General features: G+C 56.8%; 17 protein-coding genes. 12 read left to right on the top strand and 5 right to left on the bottom strand.

The features are described 5' to 3' along the window. Positions 1-43 precede the first annotated feature (43 nt). Positions 44-1,075, bottom strand: coding sequence for a hypothetical protein (locus tag RO07_RS14390; protein ID WP_039411663.1), 1,032 nt, complete (start codon positions 1,073-1,075; stop codon positions 44-46). Between the two features lie 281 nt (positions 1,076-1,356). On the opposite strand from RO07_RS14390, the gene RO07_RS26055 reads away from it, so the two are divergent. Then, positions 1,357-1,518 (top strand): hypothetical protein, encoded by a 162-nt coding sequence (locus RO07_RS26055; protein ID WP_157118211.1) that lies wholly within the window; start codon positions 1,357-1,359, stop codon positions 1,516-1,518. A 1,460-nt stretch (positions 1,519-2,978) separates the two neighbouring features. On the opposite strand, the gene RO07_RS26050 is transcribed toward RO07_RS26055, so the two are convergent. Next, positions 2,979-3,455: a hypothetical protein gene (locus RO07_RS26050; RefSeq protein WP_147284641.1), complete on the bottom strand. Its 477-nt coding sequence runs from the start codon at positions 3,453-3,455 to the stop codon at positions 2,979-2,981. A gap of 840 nt (positions 3,456-4,295) precedes the next feature. Continuing rightward, positions 4,296-5,192 (bottom strand): retropepsin-like aspartic protease, encoded by an 897-nt coding sequence (locus RO07_RS14380; RefSeq protein ID WP_039411658.1) that lies wholly within the window; start codon positions 5,190-5,192, stop codon positions 4,296-4,298. A gap of 873 nt (positions 5,193-6,065) precedes the next feature. Between RO07_RS14380 and RO07_RS14375 the strand changes: the two genes are divergently transcribed. From RO07_RS14375 to RO07_RS14365, 3 genes are all read left to right on the top strand, one after another. Further along, complete coding sequence (locus RO07_RS14375; RefSeq protein WP_039411655.1) at positions 6,066-6,863, top strand: hypothetical protein; 798 nt, start codon at positions 6,066-6,068, stop codon at positions 6,861-6,863. Positions 6,864-7,447: 584 nt separating this feature from the next. Then, positions 7,448-9,136, top strand: coding sequence for an alpha,alpha-trehalase TreA (gene treA, locus RO07_RS14370; protein ID WP_039411652.1), 1,689 nt, complete (start codon positions 7,448-7,450; stop codon positions 9,134-9,136). A gap of 303 nt (positions 9,137-9,439) precedes the next feature. Beyond that, a complete protein-coding gene (locus tag RO07_RS14365) occupies positions 9,440-11,170 on the top strand; it encodes a hypothetical protein (RefSeq protein ID WP_072637047.1) in 1,731 nt (576 codons plus the stop codon). Positions 11,171-11,248: 78 nt separating this feature from the next. On the opposite strand, the gene RO07_RS26045 is transcribed toward RO07_RS14365, so the two are convergent. Beyond that, a complete protein-coding gene (locus tag RO07_RS26045; protein ID WP_147284642.1) occupies positions 11,249-11,644 on the bottom strand; it encodes a hypothetical protein in 396 nt (131 codons plus the stop codon). 623 nt (positions 11,645-12,267) lie between these two features. Between RO07_RS26045 and RO07_RS14360 the strand changes: the two genes are divergently transcribed. Then, positions 12,268-13,905, top strand: a complete 1,638-nt coding sequence (locus RO07_RS14360; protein ID WP_147284643.1) for a hypothetical protein — start codon at positions 12,268-12,270, stop codon at positions 13,903-13,905. 426 nt (positions 13,906-14,331) lie between these two features. Continuing rightward, positions 14,332-15,870 (top strand): hypothetical protein, encoded by a 1,539-nt coding sequence (locus RO07_RS14355; protein WP_147284644.1) that lies wholly within the window; start codon positions 14,332-14,334, stop codon positions 15,868-15,870. Between the two features lie 11 nt (positions 15,871-15,881). Here RO07_RS14355 and RO07_RS26040 read toward each other — a convergent pair whose 3' ends face one another. Then, positions 15,882-17,045, bottom strand: coding sequence for a hypothetical protein (locus tag RO07_RS26040; RefSeq protein ID WP_157118210.1), 1,164 nt, complete (start codon positions 17,043-17,045; stop codon positions 15,882-15,884). A 550-nt stretch (positions 17,046-17,595) separates the two neighbouring features. Between RO07_RS26040 and RO07_RS26035 the strand changes: the two genes are divergently transcribed. From RO07_RS26035 to poxB, 6 genes are all read left to right on the top strand, one after another. Then, entirely contained in the window at positions 17,596-18,279 is a 684-nt protein-coding gene (locus RO07_RS26035) for a hypothetical protein (RefSeq protein WP_147284646.1), read from the top strand. 31 nt (positions 18,280-18,310) lie between these two features. Beyond that, positions 18,311-18,898: a hypothetical protein gene (locus tag RO07_RS14340; RefSeq protein ID WP_039411637.1), complete on the top strand. Its 588-nt coding sequence runs from the start codon at positions 18,311-18,313 to the stop codon at positions 18,896-18,898. Between the two features lie 121 nt (positions 18,899-19,019). Beyond that, positions 19,020-19,886 (top strand): HpcH/HpaI aldolase/citrate lyase family protein, encoded by an 867-nt coding sequence (locus RO07_RS14335; RefSeq protein WP_039411634.1) that lies wholly within the window; start codon positions 19,020-19,022, stop codon positions 19,884-19,886. Further along, on the top strand, positions 19,883-20,929 hold the full coding sequence (locus RO07_RS14330; protein WP_052267325.1) for a MaoC/PaaZ C-terminal domain-containing protein: 1,047 nt from the start codon (positions 19,883-19,885) through the stop codon (positions 20,927-20,929). The genes RO07_RS14335 and RO07_RS14330 overlap by 4 nt, the downstream gene beginning before the upstream one ends. Positions 20,930-20,947: 18 nt before the next feature. Continuing rightward, positions 20,948-22,267: an acetyl-CoA hydrolase/transferase family protein gene (locus RO07_RS14325; RefSeq protein WP_039411632.1), complete on the top strand. Its 1,320-nt coding sequence runs from the start codon at positions 20,948-20,950 to the stop codon at positions 22,265-22,267. Between the two features lie 24 nt (positions 22,268-22,291). Beyond that, positions 22,292-24,019 (top strand): ubiquinone-dependent pyruvate dehydrogenase, encoded by a 1,728-nt coding sequence (gene poxB, locus RO07_RS14320; RefSeq protein ID WP_039415554.1) that lies wholly within the window; start codon positions 22,292-22,294, stop codon positions 24,017-24,019. Positions 24,020-24,027 lie beyond the last annotated feature (8 nt).

Below are 24,027 nucleotides of genomic sequence, written 5' to 3'. Positions count from 1 at the left end.
AGGCGTTTATCCTATCCTGGCAGTAGATCTCACGTCCGACTCGTCATTGCGGGAACACGGTAACCAAGTCGGGGATGCCTGGTGCCTGATCCTCGTCTCGATAGACAAAGATCGCCGTCGCACTTGCCGAGGATATTTCGATGATGGGGACGAAGATATTGGTAAGGTCGTAGTATTTCTTTTGCTGTGCTTGCGCCGTAGCCAAGGATGCGCGGTGGCTCAGACTTGCACTGTGTGTCTTTGTCGAGCCTGGATCGGGGAGCGAGAAGAATGCCATCAGTGGAATACGTCCGGCCTCATTCGACGGCCACGGTTCTGCGACAATTTCGTTCCAGGGGAAAGATATGAACTTACCGAGCCTCTTCAGGGTGGCGTCGATCTGGATCACGACGTCCATGCCCGTCTTATCGGAGCCGTCTGCGTGATTCAGCGTGAATCCGCAAAAGTCCCAGTCTACCAAGTTCCCATATTTGTCCAGCCACTGTTGAGCCGTAGTAATGCCCAGGCTTGCACACGGTGCGCTGTCTACTTCGTTTGCAATTTCTCCGCATCCGTTATCGCTGCGCGAGTCTGTATTGCCATCGTTGGGAAAAGCACACCGATAGACTGGGGTGAACGCCTGCTGGTTCGGCCCGTTTTTGGGGAAATCGTGATCTACGGAAGCTTGAGGCCACAGCGCCAGGCCGGCAGATCCATATAGCGGTGTCGCGATGTCTTTCCTGAAGTACGTATAGGATAGCCTCTTGGTTTTGGGGTCCATCCAGTACGTTGAGTTGGCCTCGAAGGCCGTGACCATCAATCCCTGGCAATAGTAAGCTGGCCTGTCGCCGCATGGGTAGATTGTTGCCAGTCTGCCATCGAAAGCTTCGGACATTCTTCCTTCCACGTATTTCCCGAAGATATTCCTGTCCACATTTCGCATGCTCTTGAAGGTGGGGCTGTCAGCGGCATAGACGGAAACCTGTCCAAACAGGGATAGCGTCAGCAGGACTTGGAATATTATTTTCATGAATGCCTCTTCGTCATCGGGTGGCATTTCTGCGTCGCTGTGCGAATGTGGCGACTGCTCGGCCATGTTTGGGCGAACTTCACGACTCGTCGCATCTGCGCCTTCGGGCTATCGAAGACTGCGTGCACCATCGCTCCACTCGCTCAGCCGCCTGGCGGCTCGATGCGAACGACGACATGCCCATGTCCACGAAGCCGTCCTGTCCCGTGCCTGTTCGACGATCTTCTGGGGTAAATAAAATCTAGCATGATTATTTTCGAAACAACCTCTTAGTATTGCTAGTATTTGTTCCGGAGTATTGAGAATACCATTCAAGCTTATTGCGTAACTCAATAATGGAGAAATTTATGGGATATATTCTCGATGTTTGGGGCGAGGGGAGAGTTATAGATGGTGAGGAGATTACCGGATTTGTAGAGGCGGATAATCTTAATTATGTGGGGCAGAAAGTTTCCAATGGCATTAATGCAGGGCAGGCAATTCCCAGGCTAATTCCAGTCGATAACTAATACTATCCAGAGTTTCCGATAGCTGATAATTCATACACATACTTGACGTTGATGGGAGCCCCCATAGCAGCGGGTGTTGTGCCGCAGATGATACGGGTATTCAACAAAAATGCTGGTGGGCGTATTTATCTATATGATCCGAATGATGCGGATCTTGCCACATTTGAACAAGGGATATCTTCGTCAAGTCTTGTAATGGAAGGAACCTATAATCCGAGTGAACTCCCATCGCCATTTAATGAAATTTATTTTTCTATCGCGGCTAAAACTAAAACATATTATGTAATGTCGTACAGATGGGATAGTAAAGAACTATAGCGAGTTGAGCGCTGGCGCGCGTATGGATATGTGTCGCGGTATCCTATGCGCGCCCCTCAAATTCCGCGTGTCCAACCGGGTGGCAATCGCGCCAAGGCCGGCAGCGCAATCCGCCACTCCGGAAAACTTGCTCAGCTTGTTTGCCACATGGGCCGTTGCCCCGCCTCGCGACTGACCAAACCAGGCTTCGTTTTGCAGACATTGCCCCACATCACTGATGCACGCGCTTCGCGCCTCCTCGCTGAGCCTTTGAGATTGCTCTACAAGACGCTTCAGGTGGTCGTCCATCAACCTGGTGTTTTCTGTAAACGCTCCGTCGCGCAAGCGGTTGTGTAGTGTCGGAAGCGTGTCTCCATCGCTGGTCCGCTCGTCTCGTTCTATTTGATGTCCACCGAAGCGGTGCTGCCCCGAGCCTCCAGGGCCACGTTGTCCGAACCACGTCTGTCTCTACGCACCCACAGAACCCGCCCGCTCGACATTCTGGGCGAAGCTACTGCGCCGTTGCGGTCCAAATGAGGCTTCCTGACGCTCCAAGGGGCGGGATGAGGTTCCTTGGGACGCCAGCGGCTCGTCCACTGGGAGGCCGTGAGACGCTTTTGCCAAGCGATGTGGCGAGCACGCGGATGAGGTCGTCCGTCCACCGAGTTTGTATGCCCCCAAGTTTGATGACGAGGGCGAGACCTCGCGCACCTGCTTTCTGACGGGAGATCGTCCGTCAACGGGCGCAGGTCGTTTTCGGCATCCCCTCCTTGAGTTTGCTGCCAGGATGGGGGCGGGGATAGCGCGGTGATACGTGGCATGTGTAGTTGGCGAGGTCGGACGGAATTGGCTAAAAGTGCCCAACGTCCACAAATGGGAAATCCTCTCAGATCTTTATCAGTCGAGGCTGGATAGGAACGTATCGGATCGGTTGGCTGGGTCGATCACTCCGTTGTGTATCGCTGGGCGCTCAAAACCTACTGCCGCCCGGCGTTGCTTTGTTCGGACCATCGATCTCAATGGTGAGCCCGAGAAAATCACTATCCGCAAGAGTGGGGGTAACACTGCTGTCTTGCTTGCCCGGATCGCCGGTACTGGCAAGGACATCAAGCTGTGCCAATAGAAATACTTGAATGATCTCGTCGAGCGAGATCGCCGTGCGATCAGACGTTGTGGCAGACCGATGCTGAAGAGTCGCCGAGCCTCTCTGTCACTGATCGACAGTAAGCAACGCTCACCAAGTCCACCAAATCTCGCATGATTTCTGCGATATGACGCGGAAGGTGCGATTCGCCATAGAAGATATTGTCAAATGTGGCGTGGCGGTGAGTGCATAGGCGAATAAGGGCCGCTGACATGCGTTCCAGTTGTTCATTGTCAGGCGAAGAATCTCCCGCTCCGGCAAGATCGGCGGCAAGTCCCGATGCGCTTATCTCCATACCGTCGGCCTCGAAATTCAGCTGCCGATGTAGATAAATGATGGCTGCCCCCACCCGATCCAGAAAGTACGCATTCCCTGAGAAATCACGAATTATGTTGCGAACGATTTCGGTGTCCTCGGCGCGCTGACTGCTAAGAGATACGCCACCATGGTCTCGCGCATATGCTCGGACATCATGTCCAATTCTAAAGATCTGCATGACAGCTCACCTTCTGAAAATTGATAGGCGCTGCTTATAGATTAAGGCCTGCCCAGGTTTCGTCTACTACATTTCGCTCATGAGTCGCTTGGCAACGAACGACACGCTCATGTCCACTTAGCCGTCCTGTTCCTTGGCTGTTCGCTGATTTTCTCGGAAAGAAAGTTAAAGGCAAGTTGGTTGATTTTCGCGGCAATCTCTTGGTATTTCTGGTATTTCTGGTATTTATGTGGAAACATTAAGGGTATTGTTTGAATCGGTTTCATGTGTATTGTATTATTGGGATGTGATTTTTGTTGTTTTTTTGAGAAATCAGTAATTCATTGGGGAAGTCATGGGCGCGGTTATCATTCGGGCCGTTGCCAGTGGAAAATATCTTTCTGCGGAAGGTAGGGCGTTGATTTTTGTAAATAATCCAACTGACTGGGTTCGGATATGAAGCAAGATGAATAAAATAAGTGAATTTTTCGAAGGCGATGTTTGTGGTGGACGGGATATATATCGCTGGGGTTCCCAAAGAATGGAATAAATTTCAGTTGGGTGTGGTTCCTCTAAACTTTAAATATCCTGGGATCGCGATCAATGGAATTGTTCTAACGCTTATCATTGAAGAGAAGCGCAGATCGGATTGGCGAAGGGAAAGCTCGTATCTTACCGAGATGGTTCTAATAACGAAGATGGACTCGATAGGATTGAAATTCACATTCAAGTAATTCGAGAGATTTCAGATGTAGTGCTGGCCGCCGCGATTCTTCCATTCGCGGCGGTTGTTTCGAGCGATCACGTCGACTGCGACGGTGCGCTACGTCGCCCCCGGGTGTGGGGAGAATGTCAATCTTCTCAATTCATGGCAGGTACATAAAGCCTGTCCTCCTGCAGGGACATGATCGCGGCGTTGCGTTCAAGCCAGTCCATTCCCAGAATGCCCTTGATGTGTAGCGGCGGGACGACGAAATTGAGCTCCAGTTCAATAAAACCTGCCGGTAGATAGACCGATAACGGTTCGTTTTCCGCCTTCAGGGACACCACGTCGTGGGTTGGGCATGCTCGGGTTTCTCCTGCTTGGCTACTCATGCGCAAGCATTGCTTATTGCTTGCACCGAGACCCAGCGACTCAGCGTAATTTCTGTCTATGAGGCTTCTGGGGGCGCCTGTATCAATCAGGAAATTGACCGGCGTTTTTCCGTTGATCGAGACGATGAGATACCTGTACGCATCGAAGGTCTTCAGAGGAATCATCCTGTAGTGAAGCTCGCTTTCCTTCATGTAGCCTTCAAAGGTCCCGGGCTGTACGTTCCCGTACACCTCTCGCGCTCCGAAGTTGAACCACAAGGCGAGTTTCTCCATCCATCGTGCGCCAATATAGCTTCCTTGTCCCTTTCTATTTCTGAAGGAAATTGGAAGGTCGGACAGCGGGGCAAGTGGGCCTAAATATAATTTGTTCAGGGTTTTCTCATTGCCGGTCAACGACAGATTTTCTTTCAGTTCATCGTTGATGTTGTTGTCAAGGTCACCCAAGTCGTACTGCAACGAACTCCCAAGGCACTTTTGTGCGCTGGAGCACAGCACGGCCCCCGCATTCATCTGTCCGTCGGAATCCAGGGTGTAGGGGAGAACAAGGGCGCCATGGCTTATCAGATAGCCTGACAGGTCATTTCTATCCTGAATGCCAGCGGCATGGGTCGGAGCGAGATAGGCAAGCGAAGCGAGTACGAGGGCTATTGGAGCGACTTTCATAGGCGGCCTTTCCGTTGCATAAGCACCATTCTGCCCGCAGCGTACTACGTCGAACCAGTCATCGCCGCTACTGAATGCCGAAAGAGCGATTTGTGCATGTATGGTTGGCGAGCCTCTGCAACAATCAGAAGCATGCGGCGAACCGCAGCGATGATAGGTACGTCGCGATCGAAAAAAGCTCCTGTGAGATAAAGAATGCGTCCTGTTTCAGGCGCTGAGGCCTTGGGCCCCCAGTTCCCCGTGGCAACCTTGACCTCGGCATCAACTTCAAAGCCGTCGTCCACCCTTGGCACCGATGTGCGTGAAGTGCAACTGGCTGACGGTCGTTCCCGTGCGCCATCGAGCTTGGGCCCACTCCCGCCTTCCCCCAGAGCGAGGACGGGCGCCGGACGAGCCTTGGGGATCGTGAGCCAGGCAACGCCAACATCAACGCGGCCGACTACTGTTGGCGCCGATGTGTGCCTGGTGCGCCAGACACGTCGGATTGACGGGCGAACGAAAACGCCTATCGATGACCGAGCAGTGAGTGCCCTCCTGAACTTTCTTCGGCAGCCGCCGTCGCCCGAAACATCGGAACTCTTGAGCAGGTTTGAGGCTGTTCAGGCCAGCGTTGAGCGGCGTGTCAATGCCCAAGCTCTTGCCGATATGCCATCAAGGTCGACCGAACGCCCGCTGCCCGTTGAAACACCTGCGCCAATACACGAACGGGTGCCGACATATGTGAATGCAACATTGGCGCCGCAGGCCGGTGCCGGAGCGTCGGACTGCATGCCGTCGAGCTCGGTTCGACAACAGTCGCTTCTGGAATCACGCGGAGCGGGAAAGCGGGCAGCGCCCCAGAGCGCAGGTAGCGTTGGTTCAACATCCCCCTCGATGAAAATTCGGTACCAATCGATAAGCATCCAAGATGTGAGGGCGCTGCGTGACGCGCTGGCCCATGACCCCGATCTCAACGTGGCAGAGTGGGCACGAGCGAACCAGGTTCACCCTCGAACAATAGAGAACTATGCATATAACGGTGCGTTGACGCCGGCGGCACAGAGCCGGTTGGATGTGGCCGACGGGAAAGCGTCGCGCCTTAGGAAGGTGGGGGCGGACGACTTGCGGGCGCTGCGTGACGCATTGGCCCGCAACCAGGAGCTAAACCTGGCAGCGTGGGCACGAGTGAATCGCCTCCATCCTCGAACAGTAGAGAGTCAGGTACACAAAGGCGTGTTGACGCCGGAGGCTCAGAACCGGTTGAACCTGGCCGAAGGGAAAGCGCCGACTCTCAGGAAGGTGGAGATCGATGACTTGCGGGCGCTGTCTGTCGCGCTGACCGACAACCCCAAGCTCGACGCGGCAGCGTGGGCGCGAGTTCGTGGCTTGAATTCCGAGACGGTAAGAAAGTTTGTGCGAGAAGGCGCGCTTGCGCCGGAGATACAGAACCGGTTGGATGTGGCCGACGGGAAGGCGCCGAGTCTCAAGAAACTGGAGATGGATGACTTGCGGGCGTTGTCCGATGCGCTGGCCCGCAACGCCGAGCTTAGCGTGTCGGAGTGGGCGCGGGCCCACAGATTGCACTACAAACCGGTAAGAAACGCTGTGCGAGATGGCGCGCTGACGCCGGCGGCACAGAAAAGGTTGCAGCGCGCTGATGATCGAGCCAAGAAACTGCTGAATCGACGATAGAGCGCCGCTTCGGACTCTGGTGTGTGTGAGGAATGTTCGTGTGAGGAATGTTCGCGAGAAATCTGGCTTTTTTTGCGAATCCCGGCGTCATGGGGAAGCGGCCACGTGCCTGAATTCATATTCGGCGATACCGGCTCGCTATCGTGACATCGCATTTGAACCCGCATTGCCAGTGCATCGATCTGCACAAAATATAAGTAAAATGAAATAAAAAATAAATAGAAATGAAATTTAAAGTAAATTTCAATATTTAATTTGACTGCATAAACTGGTTCCTCTAATTTCTGTAGCCATACTCGGACATGCCGGGCTCTTGGCGTGCTGCCCAAAAACATAAACGAAGGAACCGGGCCTGAGGGCGTGCGGCGTTTCGCCGCGGCATTGGCTGCCCGTTGGGGCGGCATTCGCTGGCGCATGGTCATGCCCAGCCCGGATAACCCATCGGAAGCGCACCACCTTGTGTGGGGCGGAACCTCTATCAGATAACGACCTCCCTGCTCGATGCCGGAAACTTGGTGTGGCCGAGTGGGGATTGACTTGGCATTTTCGATACCCCACAGAATTTGCGCGAGAGCGCGGCGAATATGAATTTTCTCAATCAAGAAGGGGGCGCGACTGTGACAATCCAGAATTTGCGCTCTTGTGCGGTCCTCGCTTCGATCCGCTCTGGCCTGAATCGAAAAAACTTCCTCAAGATGCATCGCCTGGTTGTCGCTGCGAGCGTTGTCCTATTTGCCGGTGGCACCCAGCTTTGTCTGGCCAACACGACGTTGCCCGCCTCGCCGCAGAAACTCTTTGGCGATTTCTTTGTGGCAGTCCAGACTGCGCAAATATTTCCCGATCAGAAGATCTTCGTCGATGCCACGCCGAAGGGGGACCCAGCTTCAATTGTGCGGCTTTACGAGCAGCAGAAGGGCGAGCCCGACTTCGACTTGAAGGCTTTCGTCCTCGCGCATTTCACTCTTCCGGCAGATCAGGCGATCACGCCGCCAGGCAACCAGACGTTGCGCGAGCACATCGACTGGTTGTGGTCACCGCTTACGCGCACTACCACCAGCGTGCCGCCAAATAGTTCGCTGATCCCGCTGCCGAAACCGTACGTGGTGCCAGGTGGACGTTTCCGCGAAGGCTACTACTGGGATACGTACTTCACCATGCTGGGTTTGCAGGAGTCCGGTCATGAAGACCTGGTGGATGACATGCTGGAGAACTTCGCATATGAAATCACGACTTTCGGGCATATCCCGAATGGGAATCGCACCTATTATCTGAGTCGTTCTCAACCGCCGTTCTTCTCGTTCATGGTCGAACTCGCGGCGAAGCGGGAGGGCGACGCGATCTACAAAAAATATCTGCCGGAGTTGCGAAAGGAGTGGGCGTACTGGATGCAGGGTTCAAGCGCTACCCCGCCCGGCAGTGCGACACGCAACGTGGTGGTGCTGCCAAACCATGCGGTACTTAACCGCTATTGGGACGAGCAGGACACGCCGCGCGACGAATCGTACGTGGAGGATGTGAAAACCGCACGGCAGGTTAAGGATCGGATGCCGAACGAAGTCTACCGTGACCTGCGTGCAGCCGCGGAAAGCGGGATGGATTTCGGTTCCCGCTGGTTCGGCGATAGCCAGACGCTGGCGACGATTCGCACCACTGCCATCGTGCCCGTCGACCTGAACAGCTTGATGTTTCATCTCGAAAATACGATAGCCCGCGGCTGCAGCGTGGCACGAGACTTCCCTTGTGCCGCGGAGTATCGGAAACGTGCTGCCAGACGAGCCGAGGCGATCAACAAGTATCTGTGGAACAAGAACGGCTACTACAGCGATTACGACTGGCAGTTGGGCAAGCCGCGCGACAACCGTACCGATGCGATGTTGTTTCCGTTATTTGTCGGCGCTGCTTGGCCGGAGCGTGCGCAGCAGACTGCGCGTGTGGCCGAAGCGGCTTTGCTCAAACCAGGCGGGCTTGCGACTACGACGTACGAGTCGAGCCAGCAATGGGACGCGCCGAACGGGTGGGCGCCGATGCAGTGGGTGGCGATCGATGGATTGCGGCGCTACGGACGTACCGATCTCGCACGCAAAATTAGTAAACGTTTTCTGGCTACCGTGAGGGACGTCTATGCCACCGAGCACAAGCTGGTCGAAAAGTATGTTGTCGACGGCTCAGGCGCCGGCGGCGGAGGCGGTGGCGAGTACCCGCTGCAGGACGGCTTCGGTTGGACCAATGGCGTGACGCTCAAGCTGCTGGACATCCATGGCACAGGTCAGTAAGGGCAGTTTCCGAACGCATGCCGCACGGACGTCTCGCCGACGCGCCGTGAACCGGTTTGATCGGCGTCGGGCCGCTTCGAGGATGACTTGTGTTCGGCGTTCCAGGAGAATCCCTGTGTCCTCAGATGCGTGGGCCGCCCCGGGATGTGTCCGCCTTATTTTCGCAACACCATACATTTCGGCCATAAACAACTATCAAGGACGGTAGTTTGCGCGCCGAAAGACAAAATCTATCTTGATGCTATTCACCTTCATTTGACGGAAAAGGGGGCAAGGCCCTGACTGGTCGCCCCAATACCACTATTGACGGTCGAACGATCCGGCACAGGGATCAATGATCTGGCTCATGTCCGCGGCAATCAGGCGCTTCAGCAGTTCGAGGTGTCGCTTTCGAAGCCGATCCCGGAGGAACATCGCGTGCAGCTCCCACCAACGAGGTCGATGCGCTCCAAGTGCGCCACGCTACTCTGGCTCGCCGCTCTGCTGGCTTCCACGTGGAGTTCCGCCGCGTGTGCCCTGACTGGCGCTGATGTGGCCGCATTACTCAATCGGCGCTATGAGTTGACGGTGAACACGTGCGGCGTGGACAAACCCGCGTGGTATTGCTCCGGCGTGCTCTTGCGGGACATCGCCACTGACGACAAGCAATTCTGGAAACTCGACACGACCGAGCAGGCCTTGCAGTCGGTCACATTTGCATACCGTCGCCAGGACGTGGCGAGTGCGGCGCCGAATTCACGTATCGGTATGGTGCTGTCCGACCTGTTGAGCGCGGTGGGGGCAGGCAAACCGTACGCCATGCGATGCGCCTATCCGGTAGCCGCGTCTCTCCATGACACGGATTCTGACCACGGTTGCAAGCTGACGGGAATGACGTTGCCGACCCATCCCGATGTGGACAACGATTCCTCATGCGCGGCGCTGGGCGTGACCGACGCCGCCCAGTGGGCAAGCCGCTATCTGGCAAGCGCGCCCGGCCAGCAATGTTCCTTCAGCGCCCAGGCACCCAACCCGTTCAACCAAACTCTACAGGCGCACGCGCTGGCGAACACCGAGGGTCTGACACCAGACGCGCAACTGCTGGCGGTAGCCTGGGATGCCACGCAACCCGGCAAGATCGCCATCGACGCGCTTTACTATCTCGTAAATGATCCTGACCCGCCTGCACTGCACGAGGCGCAAGCCAGGCAACAGGCCTATTACGAAGCCACGGGGACCTGGCTGCCACTGCTGCGCTATGCGCCCGGTTCGCCAACCCCGTTCGGTTTCGATGAGACGGATCAACTCGATTACGGCAAACAGGTGGCTGAGCGTATCAACGCTCGCTATGCCGACACGACCCCTTGTCCGAGAGGCATGGCTGCCTATATGTGCAACGGTGTCGTCGTCCGGGTCACCGGCTACGGCACAGGTTTTCACTCCTGGAATCCCAGTCCGTCATCTATCGAGCACAAGGGCGTCTCGGCTACCTATCTCCGCGGTGACCTGCGTACCGACTTGCCATATCTCGGCGGCGAGGGATTCGTGATGCGCGAGTTTGCAGCGCCCGCTCAACATCCCTTCCAGATGCGTTGTATATATCCAACCGACGGGTTCACGGTGTACCGCGCAGATAAATGCGGCATGAGGGGAAGTAACCAGGCCAGCAAGCCCTGTGCGGAGCTGGGGATTACGGACCTCCAGAGCTGGGTGAGCCACTACAGAAAAACTGGCTACGAACAACAGTGCTCATTGGGGACAGATAGCGCGGGGTTCGAACTGAGTATGCAGGCGCGCTCGACTTTGCCAGTTCCCATCAAAAATTATGATGAGAAATGGAACGAGGCCATTCTGGCGGTCTGGCCTCAGAATATACCGGAGCAGTTGCCGCTGGAGGCCATCTTCTATTCCGAAGGTCTACTCGCGGGAGCCCAATATATTCAGAGGGACTACATGCAGCAAACCCGCCGCTTCCTGCCGATTCTCAAGTTCGACAAAGCGCTGGCGGCTCCCTTTACCTACACCCTCGGCGACCAGATTGCCAATGGGCCGTGAGTCAATGTACGTCTTTCGATTTGAAACACGGCTGACCGAGCGTGGAGGCGATTTCGGGAGGTCATCCCTCAATGGATATTAGTCTGCTATTTTCACGCCCCAAACAATATTGAGATTCCCGTCATAAAACCAAACCTTCCCATCCTGGAACGGTGTTACACAGTTTTTCTGGTAGATCCCAAGCCCTTGAGCCCTGATGACATAAACGGGGCCCTCCGGCACCGAGCCAGCGTACTCGAAGGTGAGCGGAGTTGGGACGTTAGGTGAAACAGTGAACGGAGCCCTGCCTGTTTCTGACAGCAATTGCCCGTCGCAAACTACAGCTTGATCGTTCGCCCACACATAGGAAAAGAAAGTGCTCGCGGGATCGTAATCCGTCAACCGCCATCGGTACGGCAAAATACTGAGAACTGCCCCACCATTGGAATTCAAATATAGATAGCCGCCGGTCGTCTGAATGGTTGCGTAAGGCATATATCCCCCTTTTGAGCCGTGGTCAATGCCATCGAACTCTCCGTGGTCCGCTGGGGCGCGCTTGAAATCGCCGCGCAACCATGAGGCCACATACCGCTGAGATAACCAACTATTAGTATTGCTAGTGTGTATACCGAAGCATTAAGAATATCGTGTATGTTCCTCGTGCGAGGATCGCATGCACGGAGATTTTCACTTCGCTGAAAAAATCTCCAAATGCTGTCAGGGCGATTGAGCGCACCTCGCTCCATCAAGACCATCATCACCTTTCCCGAATACGGAAAGAGCGATTTGTACATGTGTGGTCGGTGAGCCTCTGCCACAATGAAGCACATGGCGGCCTGCGACGATGATGGGTGTGCCGCGATCGACAGCGCTTCTGCGAGATAAATCCAATGTATCCCGTTTCCGGCGCTGGGGTTTCGCATCCCCAGTTGCCCGCGACAACCTCAACGTCGGAGCCCCCCACTGCCAAAACGCAGCCGACGCCCCTTGGCGACAACGTACGTGAAGTGAGCCAAACCAACGAGCGGCGCAGTGCGTCGTCGAGTTTGGGGCAACGCTTGCCGCTCCCCGGGACGACGATAGGCACCGGACAGACCGCGGAAAACGTGCGCCAGTCGATGCCAACATCAACGCAGCCGACGACTGTCGGCTGCAATGTGCGCTTGGTGCATCAGGCGGATCAGACTGGGGGGCGAACGAAGCCGTGTATCCATACCGGGGTGCCGGCCGCCTTGCTGAATTTCGCCCAACGTCCGCCGTGCCCTGAAACATCGCGGCTATTGGGCATTTTTGAGGCTGTTCAGGAGGGCGTGGAGCAGCGTGGCAATGCCCAAGCGTTGGTCGAGATGCCGCCGGGCTCGCTGCCTTCCGAGACAACGGCGCTGATATTCCAAGGGATGCAGGTCTACATGGAGGCCACGCCGGCACCGCAGGTCGATGCCGGAGCGTGGTCCTGCATGCCGTCGAGCTCGGTTCAACAAGAGAACCGTCTGGAAACAGGAATAGCGAAGAAGCGGGCGGCAGGCGGCGGAAGAGATGCCGGTTTCATGTCTCCCTTAATAGGGATTCGCCACAAAAAGATAGGTATCCAAACTTTGCGGGCGCTGGATGCCGCGCTGACCCAAGATGCCACGCTCGATGTGACAGGATGGGCGCGAATGAACCACTTTCGTACCCGAACAATCAGGAATTATGTCTGTAACGGCGCGCTGACGCCGGAGGCGCGGAATCGGTTGGATGTGGCTGACGGCAAAGCGTCCCGCATCAGGAAGGCGGGGGATGCTGACTTTCGGGCGCTGCGTGAGGCATTGGCCGACAATCCCGGACTTGACCTGGCAGGATGGGCACGAGCGAATCACCTTCATGCGCTAACAATAAAGAACGCGGTCCATAATTGTGCGCTCAAACCGGAAGTCCAGAGCCGGTTGGACCTGGCCGACGGGAAGGCGACGAGTCTCAGGAAGGTTGGGGTAGAGGACTTACGGGCGCTGCGTGACGCGTTTGCTCTCGACCGTAGGCTTAACGTGGCGGAGTGGGCTCGAGTAAACCACCTCAACCCCCGAACACTGGATAACTATGTATCCAACGGCGCGCTGACGCCGGAGGCCCAGGATCGGTTGGACGTGGCCGACGGGAAGGCGACGAGCCTTAGGGCGGTGAGTGAGGTCGACTTGCGGGCGTTACGTGACGCGTTTGCTCTCGACCGCGAGCTTAACGTGGCGGAGTGGGCTCGAGCGAACCACCTTCACTCTCGAACACTGGAAAATTATGTCTACAAGGGCGCGCTGACGCCGGAGGCCCAGAACCGGTTGGATGTGGTCGACGGAAAAGCGCCGCGCCTCAGGAGGATGGGGTTGGACGACTTGCGTGTGTTGCGTGACGCATTGGCCCACAATTCCGACCTTGATCTGACAGCATGGGCGCGAGCTCATCATCTGAATTCCCACACGGTACGATCGTTTGTGCGAAATGGCGCGCTGAGCCCGCAGGCACGGGAAAGGTTGCAGCGTGCCGGTGGCTGGCCTGCGGAGCTTGGCAGAGCGGTGGCGGAGACAGTTCCTCAGGCCTCTAAGTCCGGCAGGGGCGTGACGCCAAGGGACTTGCAGGCGCTTCGTGAAGAGCGAGCCAGTGGTGGCCTCTTCGACCTGCTGGAGTGGGCGCAAAGGCTCGGACTGAAATTCCATGAGTTAATAGAATATGTAACAGCGGAAGGCGAGTTCACGGCAAAGGGACTGAACCTATTGACTCAGCGATAGAGAGCCTCTTGGCCATCTCTGGTAACTTGGGCTTGGTTCAGGAGGCCAATGACCGGCCCTTCAGTGAGTCGCTTCTTCATGTCCACACTCCTGACTGGATGATTGGGTGCCAAATCGTCGTGCTGCGCAAATCGGGCGGGGGCGTCAGTCTTTGCCGAAAACCGAAAGAACGATTTGTGCAAATGTGGACGGTGAGCCTCTGCGAGAATAAAGCGCACGGCGGGCTGCGAAGATGACGAGGCGCGCCGTGATCGAAAGCGCTTTCGCGAGAGAAACTCAATGCCCCCCGTTTTCGGCGCTGCGGCTCCGCGCTTCCAGTTTCCCGTGACGACCTCTGCGTCGGCACTGCCACCTACCACTCCAGCGTGGCCGAATACCTTTGGCACAGACGTGCGTGAGGTGTGCCAAGTTGACGGGCGCTCCCATATGCCGACGGGCCTGGGCCAACTCCTGACGCCCCTTGGAACGACGACGGGCGGAGACGTGCACCAGTCGACGCCGACATCGACGCCGCCGACGACCGTCGACGGCAATGTGCGCTGGGGGTGTCCGGCAGATCAGACGGATCGGCAAACGGAACCGCCAGTCAATGCCGGGGCGATGGACGCCTTGCTCAACTTCGCCCAATACCCGCCGTCCCCCGAGACATCGCTGCTATTGAGCAGGTTTGACGCCATTCAGGAGAGCTTGGCGCGGCGCGACAATGCCCAAGCACCGGCCGACGTGCCATCAAGCTCGATCGAGCGCCCGCTGTCCCTTGAAACCTCCGCGCTGATACACGAAGGGATGCTGACATATATGGACGCCGCACTGGCACCCCGGGCCAATCCCGGAGCGTTGGCTTCCATGCCGTCGAGCTCGGTTCAACAACAGCACCTCCCCGAATCGCGCGCAGCGTCCCAGGGCGCAGGCAGGGGGAGAGGCGCTGGATTCTTGTTTCATTCAGCAAGGGCTCGCCGCCAAAAGGTAGGTATTCAAACTTTGCGGGCACTGGATGCCGCGCTGACCCAAGACCCCAACCTCAATGTGACGGAATGGGCGAGAATGCACCACTTTCATGTCCGGACAATCAGATACTATATCTACCGAGGCGCATTGACGCCGGAAGCGCGGAACCGAATAGATCTGGCCGATGGGAAAGCACCGCGTCTTAGGAAAGTGGGGGAGGATGACTTGCGGGCGCTGCGTAATGCGCTGGCCGAAAACTCCGACCTTGACGTGGCAGGGTGGGCGCGAGCGCACCGCCTTCATATTCAAACATTAAAGAACTCGGTACAGAACGGTGCGCTAACGCCGGAGGCACAAAACCGATTGGATCTGGCCGACGGGAAAGCACCGCGTCTTAGGAAGGTGGGGGAAGATGACCTGCGGGCGCTGCGTGACGCACTGGCCGACAACGCCGCGCTCGATGTGGTGGAGTGGTCGCGAGCGAACCACCTTCACTCTCGGACAATAGAAAGTTATGTACTCCGAGGTGCGCTGACGCCGGAGGCACAGAACCGGCTGGATGTGATCGACGGGAAAGCGCCGAGCTTCAGGACGGTGGGGAGGGACGACCTGCGGGCGCTGCGTGACGCGCTGGCCCAAAACCCCAGGCTTGATGCGAGAGAGTGGGCGCGGGCGAACCGCCTTCATCCTCGAACCGTAATAGGTTGCATATTCGAAGGTGCGCTGACGCCAGAGGCACAGAGCCGGTTGGATCGGGCCTATGGGGAGGCGTCGAGCCTTAGGAGGGCGGAGGTGGAAGACTTGTGGGAACTGCGTGACGCACTGGCCCACAATCCTGGGCTTGAGTTGACAAAGTGGGCGCGAGCTCGCAACCTGAATTCCCGCACAGTAAGGTCGCATGTGAAAAAAGGCGCGCTGACGCCGGAGGCACAGAACAGGTTGCAGCGTGCCGGTACCCAGCCTGCGGAACGCTGGAGGTCAGTGGCGGAGGTTGCCACTTCCTCACCCCGCGAGTGAATTCGGCCGCCTTAGTGTGGCGTCGTATCCAATATTTCTGGGGCAACGCCGTAATCCGATGCTATGGCCCTTAACTCACTACGAAAGGTCGCCGCATCAGGATAGCCCAATTCCCTGGCCATTGGCGCTACCAGTCGGAGTCCTTCCTCCTGTATCTGCTTCCTGATTTCCGGCTCCATTTCATTTATCTTCTCGCCTACATTCCCCGATCTCAAATAGTGGTACGACTTTGTCACAACAGTCTGAAAAACGTTCGCGCCCAGCGCTTTCGGTTTCGGCGCGATAATTCCACTTGGATCATCCTTTGCCATGGTCAATCCGGCGTTCTTCGCAATTGAACCAATCTTTATAAGATATTCATTGCGCTTCCCTCTGTCGTTTATTTCGGGGGCGGTTTTGTCCCTTTCCTTGCCGTATATCTCAGAATAAAAAGAATCGATTATCTGTCGCTTGCCAATCTCGTCTCTCCCAACGGATATAATTAATTCTTCCATAGTGGTCAGCCCGTCACTTATGGCATCAAGAATCATATGGTCCATGGACGGATTCGCTTGCTCCCACTGGAGTGACAGCTCGTCTCGCTCGGTCTGGTTTGCCGCTTGGGAAACAAACGCCTCCTTGTTTTGCAATGTCCTATAGTCGGAGACAGGGAAAGGCGAGTCCTCGTAGTACATCATTGGAAAACTCACATAGCTTTCGTGCGGTCCGGAAAACAGCGCTTCTGAAGAGTCGCTGCGCCTCTCCGTCACCGATTGACTGTGAGCTGCACTCAGCATGTCCGCCAAATCTCGCCTGATTTCCGCGATGTGACGCGGAAGGTGTGATTCGCTATGAAAGACCCTGTCAAATGTGGCATGACGGCGGGTGCACAGGCGGATAAGGGCCGCTGACATGCGTTCCAGTGCTTCGTTGTCAGGCGAAGGATCCCCTGTTCCCGCAAGATCAACGGCAAGTCCTGAAGCGCTTAACTCTGCACTGTCAGCCGTGAAATTCAACTTCCGGTGTAGATATACGATGGCCGCCCCCACCCGTTCCAGGAAGAGTGTGTTTCCTGAGAAATCACGAATTGTGTTGCGAACGATTTCGGCATCCTCGGCGCGCTGATCGCTGAGAGAGACGCCGTCATGGTTTCGCACATACGCTCGGACATCATGTCCAGTTCTAAAGATCTGCATGACGGCTCATTTTTGAGAGTGGATAGGCGCGACTCATAGATTACGGCCCGCCCAGGTTTCGTCTACTACATTTCGCTCATGAGCCGTCTGGCAACGGGGTTGGGAATGCAGGTGGTGGGCTTGATACTTCAAGGTTCGCATTTCCAAGTGGGCCGAAGGCGCAGGGCAAGCGATGTCAACACAAGATGCCTATCGACGAACTTGTCATATTCCGGCTACGCCGTTTCGCAGTTGTATTGTTCCCATGACGTCGGTGCCGATCGGGTGAGACGGAAGACGGTGCTGACAGCGAAATGCCGGTCGTCATGACGATCTCCACAAGAAGCCGGAACCCAAGGGGTGCAACGCCGAGCTGCCGCGATCACATACACCGGCCATAGCCAACTATTCGATTTACTAGTAACGATACCGAAATATTAGGACTATTATTTTAGTTAATTTATATCTTCACGGAAAATGGAATGAAGTGAAGCTGAATCGATACCAGCGGCACAGGATTGGAAGTAACGCTATTGCAGTCCGTCAAACCCAGTCATACTGAGGATGAAAAATGAGCCAATCTGATATCGACGCCATCCCAACAGGTGACGAACACCTGCCGGCGAGCCTGAATATACAAAATATGCCGTTGGTTGAAACCAAGGGACAAACTTCCTACAGTAACGATAACGGATATTTCACTGGCTACGATGTGGGTGGTGATACCCTCAAGCTTTCCAATAGTTACTTTGAAAACCAGCAGCAAAGCCTTTGGTGCTGGATTGCCGTAGCTTCCACGCTCGGTAATTTTTATGCTGGCGGTACTCGCTATACACAGGCCTATCTATATAACAATATTCAGGGTACCAACTGTAATCCTCCGTACATGCAGGCACCCCCTTATAGTCAGTGCAACATGTCCGGTAATGCTGAAATATCCATGAAAAGGATAAATATTTGGCAGGCCACGGAAATCGCCAGCCCCGGAATGCCAATACTTCTGGGGGAATTGCTTAACGGCAGGCCGTTTGTCGTTGTTCTGGAGATGGACGTCCAGAGGAATTTTTATCTGCACTGCGTTGTTATCGATGCGGCTTTCGTAATATACAACCAGGGTTATCGCTCTGATTACTGGAACGTATGCGATCCGATCGAGGGGGCAAACTTCGTTTCGGTTAGTAGTTTTCCAGCATCGTATCCGGGAAAGTGGGGGGCCAGTCAGTGGTATCTGACTATGCTCTCGCAGGCGAATTGATCACGGTACGTTAGGATTTGGAGATATTCCTATGCATATTGTGTTTCCCGAAGGCCCGTCAAGAGGGATCGAATGCGTCACTTCGTTCTTCCAAGCCACTTTCGAGCAAGGGGTGCTTGCGAAACTCTCGAGAACCTTCCCGCTGGAGCCGAAACAGCTGCGTATTTCGTCGGCATTTCAGACATATTTTCTGGATCAGGAAGTCCTGCAAGAGACTGAAACGATCCGCGAAGCGCGTTTTGGGATGTGGCAGTATTTAATTTTCTCGGCAAATTCGCCGGTTACCGACGTTGGCGTGGTTCAAAGCGAAGGGAAACTCAGCGTCTCGCATATGAGAGGCGACGGGGCGATAGCAAAATCTGCGGTTCAGGCAATCCTGCTTGCCGAAGCGGTCGAAGCTGAAGATGCATTGGAGTATGAATTTCGATTGCTTCGTGCTCCATGCGTCCGCTTTGTAGGTGCGTGGTTGCACAATCAAAACGCCGACGTCGTTATTCCTATGGGTCATACTTCGACGCCGGGACTTGCCGTTCAAAAATTCTATACGGGAAAGGAAGTGCTCGATTTCCTGAAGGTCGAGCATAGGGCCGTCAGCGCATTGACCGCTGGCCACGCATAGGTTTGTGTCTCGTGCAGGTCGATCTGCGCTGCGGGAACTCAGGCCACAGTGACGGTCGGCGGCTGATCCGGCAAACCAAACGCGCAGCAATTGGCGTTCTCGATGAGGGGATTGCAAGATCATGGCAGATTTGTCCTTTCTGCGCTCACTGCTTTTTACCCCGGCTGACCGGCCCGACAGGTTTGGCAAGGCTTGCCAAGCGGGTGCTGACGGCGCCATTCTGGATCTGGAAGACGGGGTAGGGCTCCCTGCGAAGGACGTTGCCCGCCGTGAGGCGTTGGCGTTTTTCGCCTCCAGGCCTTCCGCGCCGGCCGGGTTCATCTGGGCCGTGCGTCTGAATCATGTAACCACACCCGACGGCTTGAATGATCTGCTTGCCTTTCGTGAAGCTTCGGCGCGCCCTTCGCTTTTCCTGCTGCCAAAAGTGGAGTCGGCGATGGAAATCGCAATCGCTACAGCTCATCTCGCCCGTGGTGGAGAGTCCCCGACTTTCATGCCGCTGATCGAGAGCGCGGCTGGCCTGTCCTCGGCTGAGGTTATCGCCGGGCATCCGGGGGTGGGGGCGCTCGGCTTCGGAGGCGCGGATCTTGCCAGCGATCTCAACGCCGCCATGGCCTGGGAGCCTCTCTTGTTTGCACGCAGTCGCGTGGTGCAGGCGGCGGCCTGCGCCGCCATCCCCGCCGCGGATGTCCCTTTCCTGAATATCCGCGACGTGGACGGGCTGCGGGGCGAGACCGAAGCCGCGAAGGCGCTCGGCTATCGCTGCAAGCTCGCCATTCACCCCGGTCAGATCGCGACCATCAACGCGGTGTTTACACCGACTTCCCTGGAGGTGACGCGCGCTCGACGCATTCTGGCCGCGTTCGAGGCAGCCAAAGGCAACGCCCTGGAACTGGATGGCAAGATGGTGGATGCGCCGGTGGTGAACTCTGCTCGTCGTATCGTGCAGCTCGCTGAACGCGCGGACGCCGGGAGATCACGATCATGAGCATGTTCGGCTATGTTCGCCTCGGCGAGAACCGGTACCGTGAACGCTTCGGGCTGAGCTTCGAGGATCTCGAAGTGGGCCTCCGGATCAGGCATCGCCCCGGCATCGACGTTTCCCAGCAGGACAATCGCGAAGATGCCGTCGATCTCCTCAATAATGCCCAATTGCATTTCGACAGCCACTACGCCGCCCAAACGGAATGGAAGCGCCCGCTGGGCGTCAGCACACTGACGGTCCAGCGCCTGATGGGCATGATTTCCCGAAGCTGGTATCGCCGGCGCCACATGCTCGGCATCGACAGCATCGCCATGACCCATCCTGTGTTTGGCGGCGACACACTCTATTCCAGTTCCACGGTCACAAAGCTCGAGGCGGGAAGCGATGCCGATGTGGGCCTCGTATCCCTCACCATTGAGGGCACCAATCAACATGGCGAGGTTGTGTCGAAAATCGCATGCCGGATGGAGGTGTATCGCCAAGGTCGTCATCCCGAGGACATGCCGGGAATAACGCCCGCCGAAGAGGAGCGGTTTCGTCTCTATCACAAGGACGCAGACGGTGCGCTGGTGGAACAGACCGGGCTCTACTTCGAGGATATGGTTGCTGGAGAAACCTTCGTGCATTGGCCCGGCCGGACCATGGATTGGAACGAAAGCCGACGACATGCGCTGCGCTCTCTTGAGATCAATCCTCGCTGGAGCGACGATACCTACCTTCATCAGTATCCGGACATGGGCCCGGCGATTTTCGAGCCTCTGGTGATCGGCGCGATGACCGCACTCTCCACCCGTACCCTCGGGCGTGTCGTCGCCAATCTCGGCTGGACCGATATCGAATTCCTGCGTCCCGTGCGGCCGGGTGAAACGGTTTATGCCGAATCCACCATCGGTGCCGTGCGCGCTTCGGAATCGCGCCCCACGCAAGGGATAGCACAGGTCGAAACGCGCGCTTTTGCGGCGAACGGCGAACTCATATGCCGTTATCAACGCGCACTCCTGGTTTATCGCCGAGGGGCCGGGCCCTACGCGCTTGCCCAATATTGACGTCACCGGAGCATGCCCATGCTTGATTTTCATGACGCTTACCAACGCAAGCTTATGACACCGGAAGCGGCTCTGGGACAGTTACCCCGCCGCGCCGTCGTCCTTCTGGGTTTCTTTGCCGCACAGCCGCCTGCCTTGATTGGCGCGTTAATGGAACGAGCACGGTCCGGGCTTTTCGATGAGCTGCGCGTCTATTACATGCATGCCACGACCGCAACGGCGGAAGCCATGTTGCGTCCGGAACTGATGGACGTGGTCAAGCCATATCCTTTCTATGTTGGCGAGAACGAGCGTGCGCTGATCAAGGCTGGGGGCGAACATGCGAAGAAGGCGATCTTCTTCGTGCCCGCCTCCTTCAGTATGATTCCGCGCATCATTCGCGAGCGGCTGACACCCGATGTCTTTCTTCTCCAGGTGGCCCCCATGGACCGGGCCGGCTGGTTCAGCTTTGGTTTGACCGGCGCCTATTCCCTGGCCGGCATCGAACGGTCAAAGCGGATTGTCGTGGAAGTCAATGCCAATCTCCCCCGTAGTCTCGGCACGGGTCTGGTCCACATCTCGCAAGTGGATGCGGTGATAGAGCATGCGAGCGATCTTCAATATGCCGCGAGCAGGGTGGCCGGGGAGGTGGAGCGCAAGATTGCGGGGCACATCCTCCCCATGATCGAAGATGGCGCGTGCGTTCAATTTGGCGTCGGCGGGGTGCCGGACATCATCGCGGGCGAACTGCGGGACCGCAAAGACCTTGGTGTCCATTCGGAATTGTTGGGCGACGGTCTTGCCAGCCTTATCGCCTGCGGTGCAGTGACCAATCGGCGCAAGACCACGGATCCGATGCGAAGCGTCTTCAATGTCGCTATGGGCAGCGCCAGTACTTACGACCTCATCAACGACAATCCGTCCATCGAATGCCGTATGGCCGATTATGTGAATGATCCGCGCGTTATCGGGCTTAACGACAACGTCGTATCGGTGAATTCGATGATCGAGGTGGATTTGAGTGGCCAGGTGAACGCGGAATATCTGAACGAGCACCAATACAGCGCCGCGGGTGGCCAGCTCGATTTCGTGCGCGGCGCCTCTTATTCCAAAGGTGGCTTGTCTTTCATCGCTGCGTCGTCAACAGCGGCGCATGGCAAGGTCTCACGGATCGTTCCGCGGCTGCAGGGGCCGGCGACTGACCCACGGATCGAGACCCAGTACATCGTTACGGAGCACGGTCTGTGCAATCTCCGCGGCTTGTCGTCCGACGAGAGGGCGCGCGGTCTGATCGAAATCGCAGACCCGGCCTTTCGCGACGAGCTTACGGCAGCAGCGAGAGAGTTGCATCTGATCTGACCCAATAGCCTGATGGAGGTGATCATGGCTCGCACCGTAGCTGATCAGATGGTCGAAACGCTCGCTGTTGCTGGCGTTCGCCGTGTTTATGGAATCGTCGGAGATAGCTTGAACGGTTTCACCGACGCGCTGCAGCGTCACGGTGGCATCGATTGGGTCCATGTCCGGCATGAGGAGGTCGCCGCCTTTGCCGCGGGCGCCGAAGCCGCTATCACAGGCGATCTTGCGGTTTGCGCCGGGAGTTGCGGGCCAGGCAATCTGCATCTCGTCAATGGGCTGTTCGATTGCCACCGCTCGCGTGTGCCGGTGCTCGCCATCGCCGCCCACATTCCCTCTCCCGAAATCGGCTCCGGCTATTTCCAGGAAACTCATCCCGAACAGCTATTCCGCGAATGCAGCGGTTATTGTGAACTCGTCTCCAGCGCCGAGCAGTTGCCCCGTGTGCTTGAAATCGCTATTCGCCGAGCGGTGAGCGAACGGTGCGTTTCGGTCGTCGTGATTCCCGGCGACGTCGCCCTGAAGCCCGCCACGGACGCCCCCACTCCCAAGTCTGACGGCCTCCTGCCGGTGCGCCCCGCCATGGTGCCTCCGCAGGAGGCTGTCGAGCGCCTTGCGGCCCTGCTGAACGGCGCCAAACGCGTGACGATGCTATGCGGAGGTGGTGCCGCTCAGGCGCGTACGGAAGTGCTTGCGCTCGCTGAAACGCTCAAGGCGCCGATCGTTCACGCGATGCGCGGAAAAGAGGGCCTCGAGTGGGAGAATCCCTTCGACGTTGGCATGACCGGTCTCATCGGCTTCTCGTCCGGCTATCACGCCATGGAAAGCTGCGACGCACTCCTCATGCTGGGCACGGATTTTCCCTATCGCCAGTTCTACCCGAAAAATGCACGCATCGCGCAGATCGATATACGGGGCGAGGTGATCGGTCGGCGTGCCTCTGTCGATATCGGGCTGATCGGCGATGTGAGTTCCACTTTGCGCTTGCTCGGTCCGAAACTCGTGCAGAAGACCGACCGTGCGCATCTGGATGCGGCGCTCGCGCATTATCAACAGGCGCGGCAGACGCTCGATGAACTTGCGACAGGACGCCCTGACGGTCCACTCCACCCTCAATATGTGCTGCGTATCGCGAACGAGCTCGCAAGTCAGGACGCGATCTTTACCTGCGATGTCGGTTTGCCAACCGTGTGGGCGGCTCGCTATCTCACCATGAATGGCCATCGACGACTTCTTGGCTCGTTTTGGCACGGCTCCATGGCCAATGCCATGGCGCAGGCGATCGGCGCTCAGGCAGCCTGTCCGGGGCGACAGGTCGTCGCGCTTTCCGGAGATGGCGGCTTCACCATGCTGATGGGAGATCTTCTCAGCCTCGTCCAGTTGCAACTGCCGGTAAAGGTGATCGTCTTCAATAACGGTGCGCTCGGTTTCATCGAACTCGAGCAGAAATCATCGGGCTTTCTCGACACCGGCACCTCACTCCTCAATCCGAACTTTGCGGCGATGGCGGAAGCCGTTGGCATCAAGGGGGTGCGGATCGAGAACCCGGCTGATGTCGAGAACAAGCTCCGGGAGGCTTTCTCTCATCCAGGCCCGGTACTGGTTGACGCCGTCGTCAATCGAATGGAACTCGCCCTGCCGCCAAAAATCACGCTCGGCATGGCGGAAGGTTTCAGCCTTTACATGCTGAAAGCGGTCCTCAACGGACGCGGCGACGAGATACTCGACCTTGCGAAATCCAATTTTCGGAGGTAAGCGCTGCG

Source organism: Pandoraea pulmonicola (assembly GCF_000815105.2).
Classification (GTDB): domain Bacteria; phylum Pseudomonadota; class Gammaproteobacteria; order Burkholderiales; family Burkholderiaceae; genus Pandoraea; species Pandoraea pulmonicola.
The sequence above is the reverse complement of the archived record's forward strand: the minus strand, read 5'-3'. Positions and strand labels throughout refer to the sequence as shown.

Coding starts and splice junctions, on each gene's coding strand:
- RO07_RS14380 (WP_039411658.1), bottom strand. CDS start 5,192: ATGAAAGTCGCTCCAATAGCCCTCGTACTCGCTTCGCTTGCCTATCTC.
- RO07_RS14335 (WP_039411634.1), top strand. CDS start 19,020: ATGGCAGATTTGTCCTTTCTGCGCTCACTGCTTTTTACCCCGGCTGAC.
- RO07_RS26035 (WP_147284646.1), top strand. CDS start 17,596: ATGAGCCAATCTGATATCGACGCCATCCCAACAGGTGACGAACACCTG.
- RO07_RS14375 (WP_039411655.1), top strand. CDS start 6,066: ATGAAAATTCGGTACCAATCGATAAGCATCCAAGATGTGAGGGCGCTG.
- RO07_RS14340 (WP_039411637.1), top strand. CDS start 18,311: ATGCATATTGTGTTTCCCGAAGGCCCGTCAAGAGGGATCGAATGCGTC.
- RO07_RS14390 (WP_039411663.1), bottom strand. CDS start 1,075: ATGGCCGAGCAGTCGCCACATTCGCACAGCGACGCAGAAATGCCACCC.
- treA (WP_039411652.1), top strand. CDS start 7,448: ATGAATTTTCTCAATCAAGAAGGGGGCGCGACTGTGACAATCCAGAAT.
- RO07_RS14355 (WP_147284644.1), top strand. CDS start 14,332: ATGCCGACGGGCCTGGGCCAACTCCTGACGCCCCTTGGAACGACGACG.
- RO07_RS26040 (WP_157118210.1), bottom strand. CDS start 17,045: ATGCAGATCTTTAGAACTGGACATGATGTCCGAGCGTATGTGCGAAAC.
- poxB (WP_039415554.1), top strand. CDS start 22,292: ATGGCTCGCACCGTAGCTGATCAGATGGTCGAAACGCTCGCTGTTGCT.
- RO07_RS14330 (WP_052267325.1), top strand. CDS start 19,883: ATGAGCATGTTCGGCTATGTTCGCCTCGGCGAGAACCGGTACCGTGAA.
- RO07_RS14360 (WP_147284643.1), top strand. CDS start 12,268: ATGCCAACATCAACGCAGCCGACGACTGTCGGCTGCAATGTGCGCTTG.
- RO07_RS26045 (WP_147284642.1), bottom strand. CDS start 11,644: ATGCCTTACGCAACCATTCAGACGACCGGCGGCTATCTATATTTGAAT.
- RO07_RS14325 (WP_039411632.1), top strand. CDS start 20,948: ATGCTTGATTTTCATGACGCTTACCAACGCAAGCTTATGACACCGGAA.
- RO07_RS26055 (WP_157118211.1), top strand. CDS start 1,357: ATGGGATATATTCTCGATGTTTGGGGCGAGGGGAGAGTTATAGATGGT.
- RO07_RS26050 (WP_147284641.1), bottom strand. CDS start 3,455: ATGCAGATCTTTAGAATTGGACATGATGTCCGAGCATATGCGCGAGAC.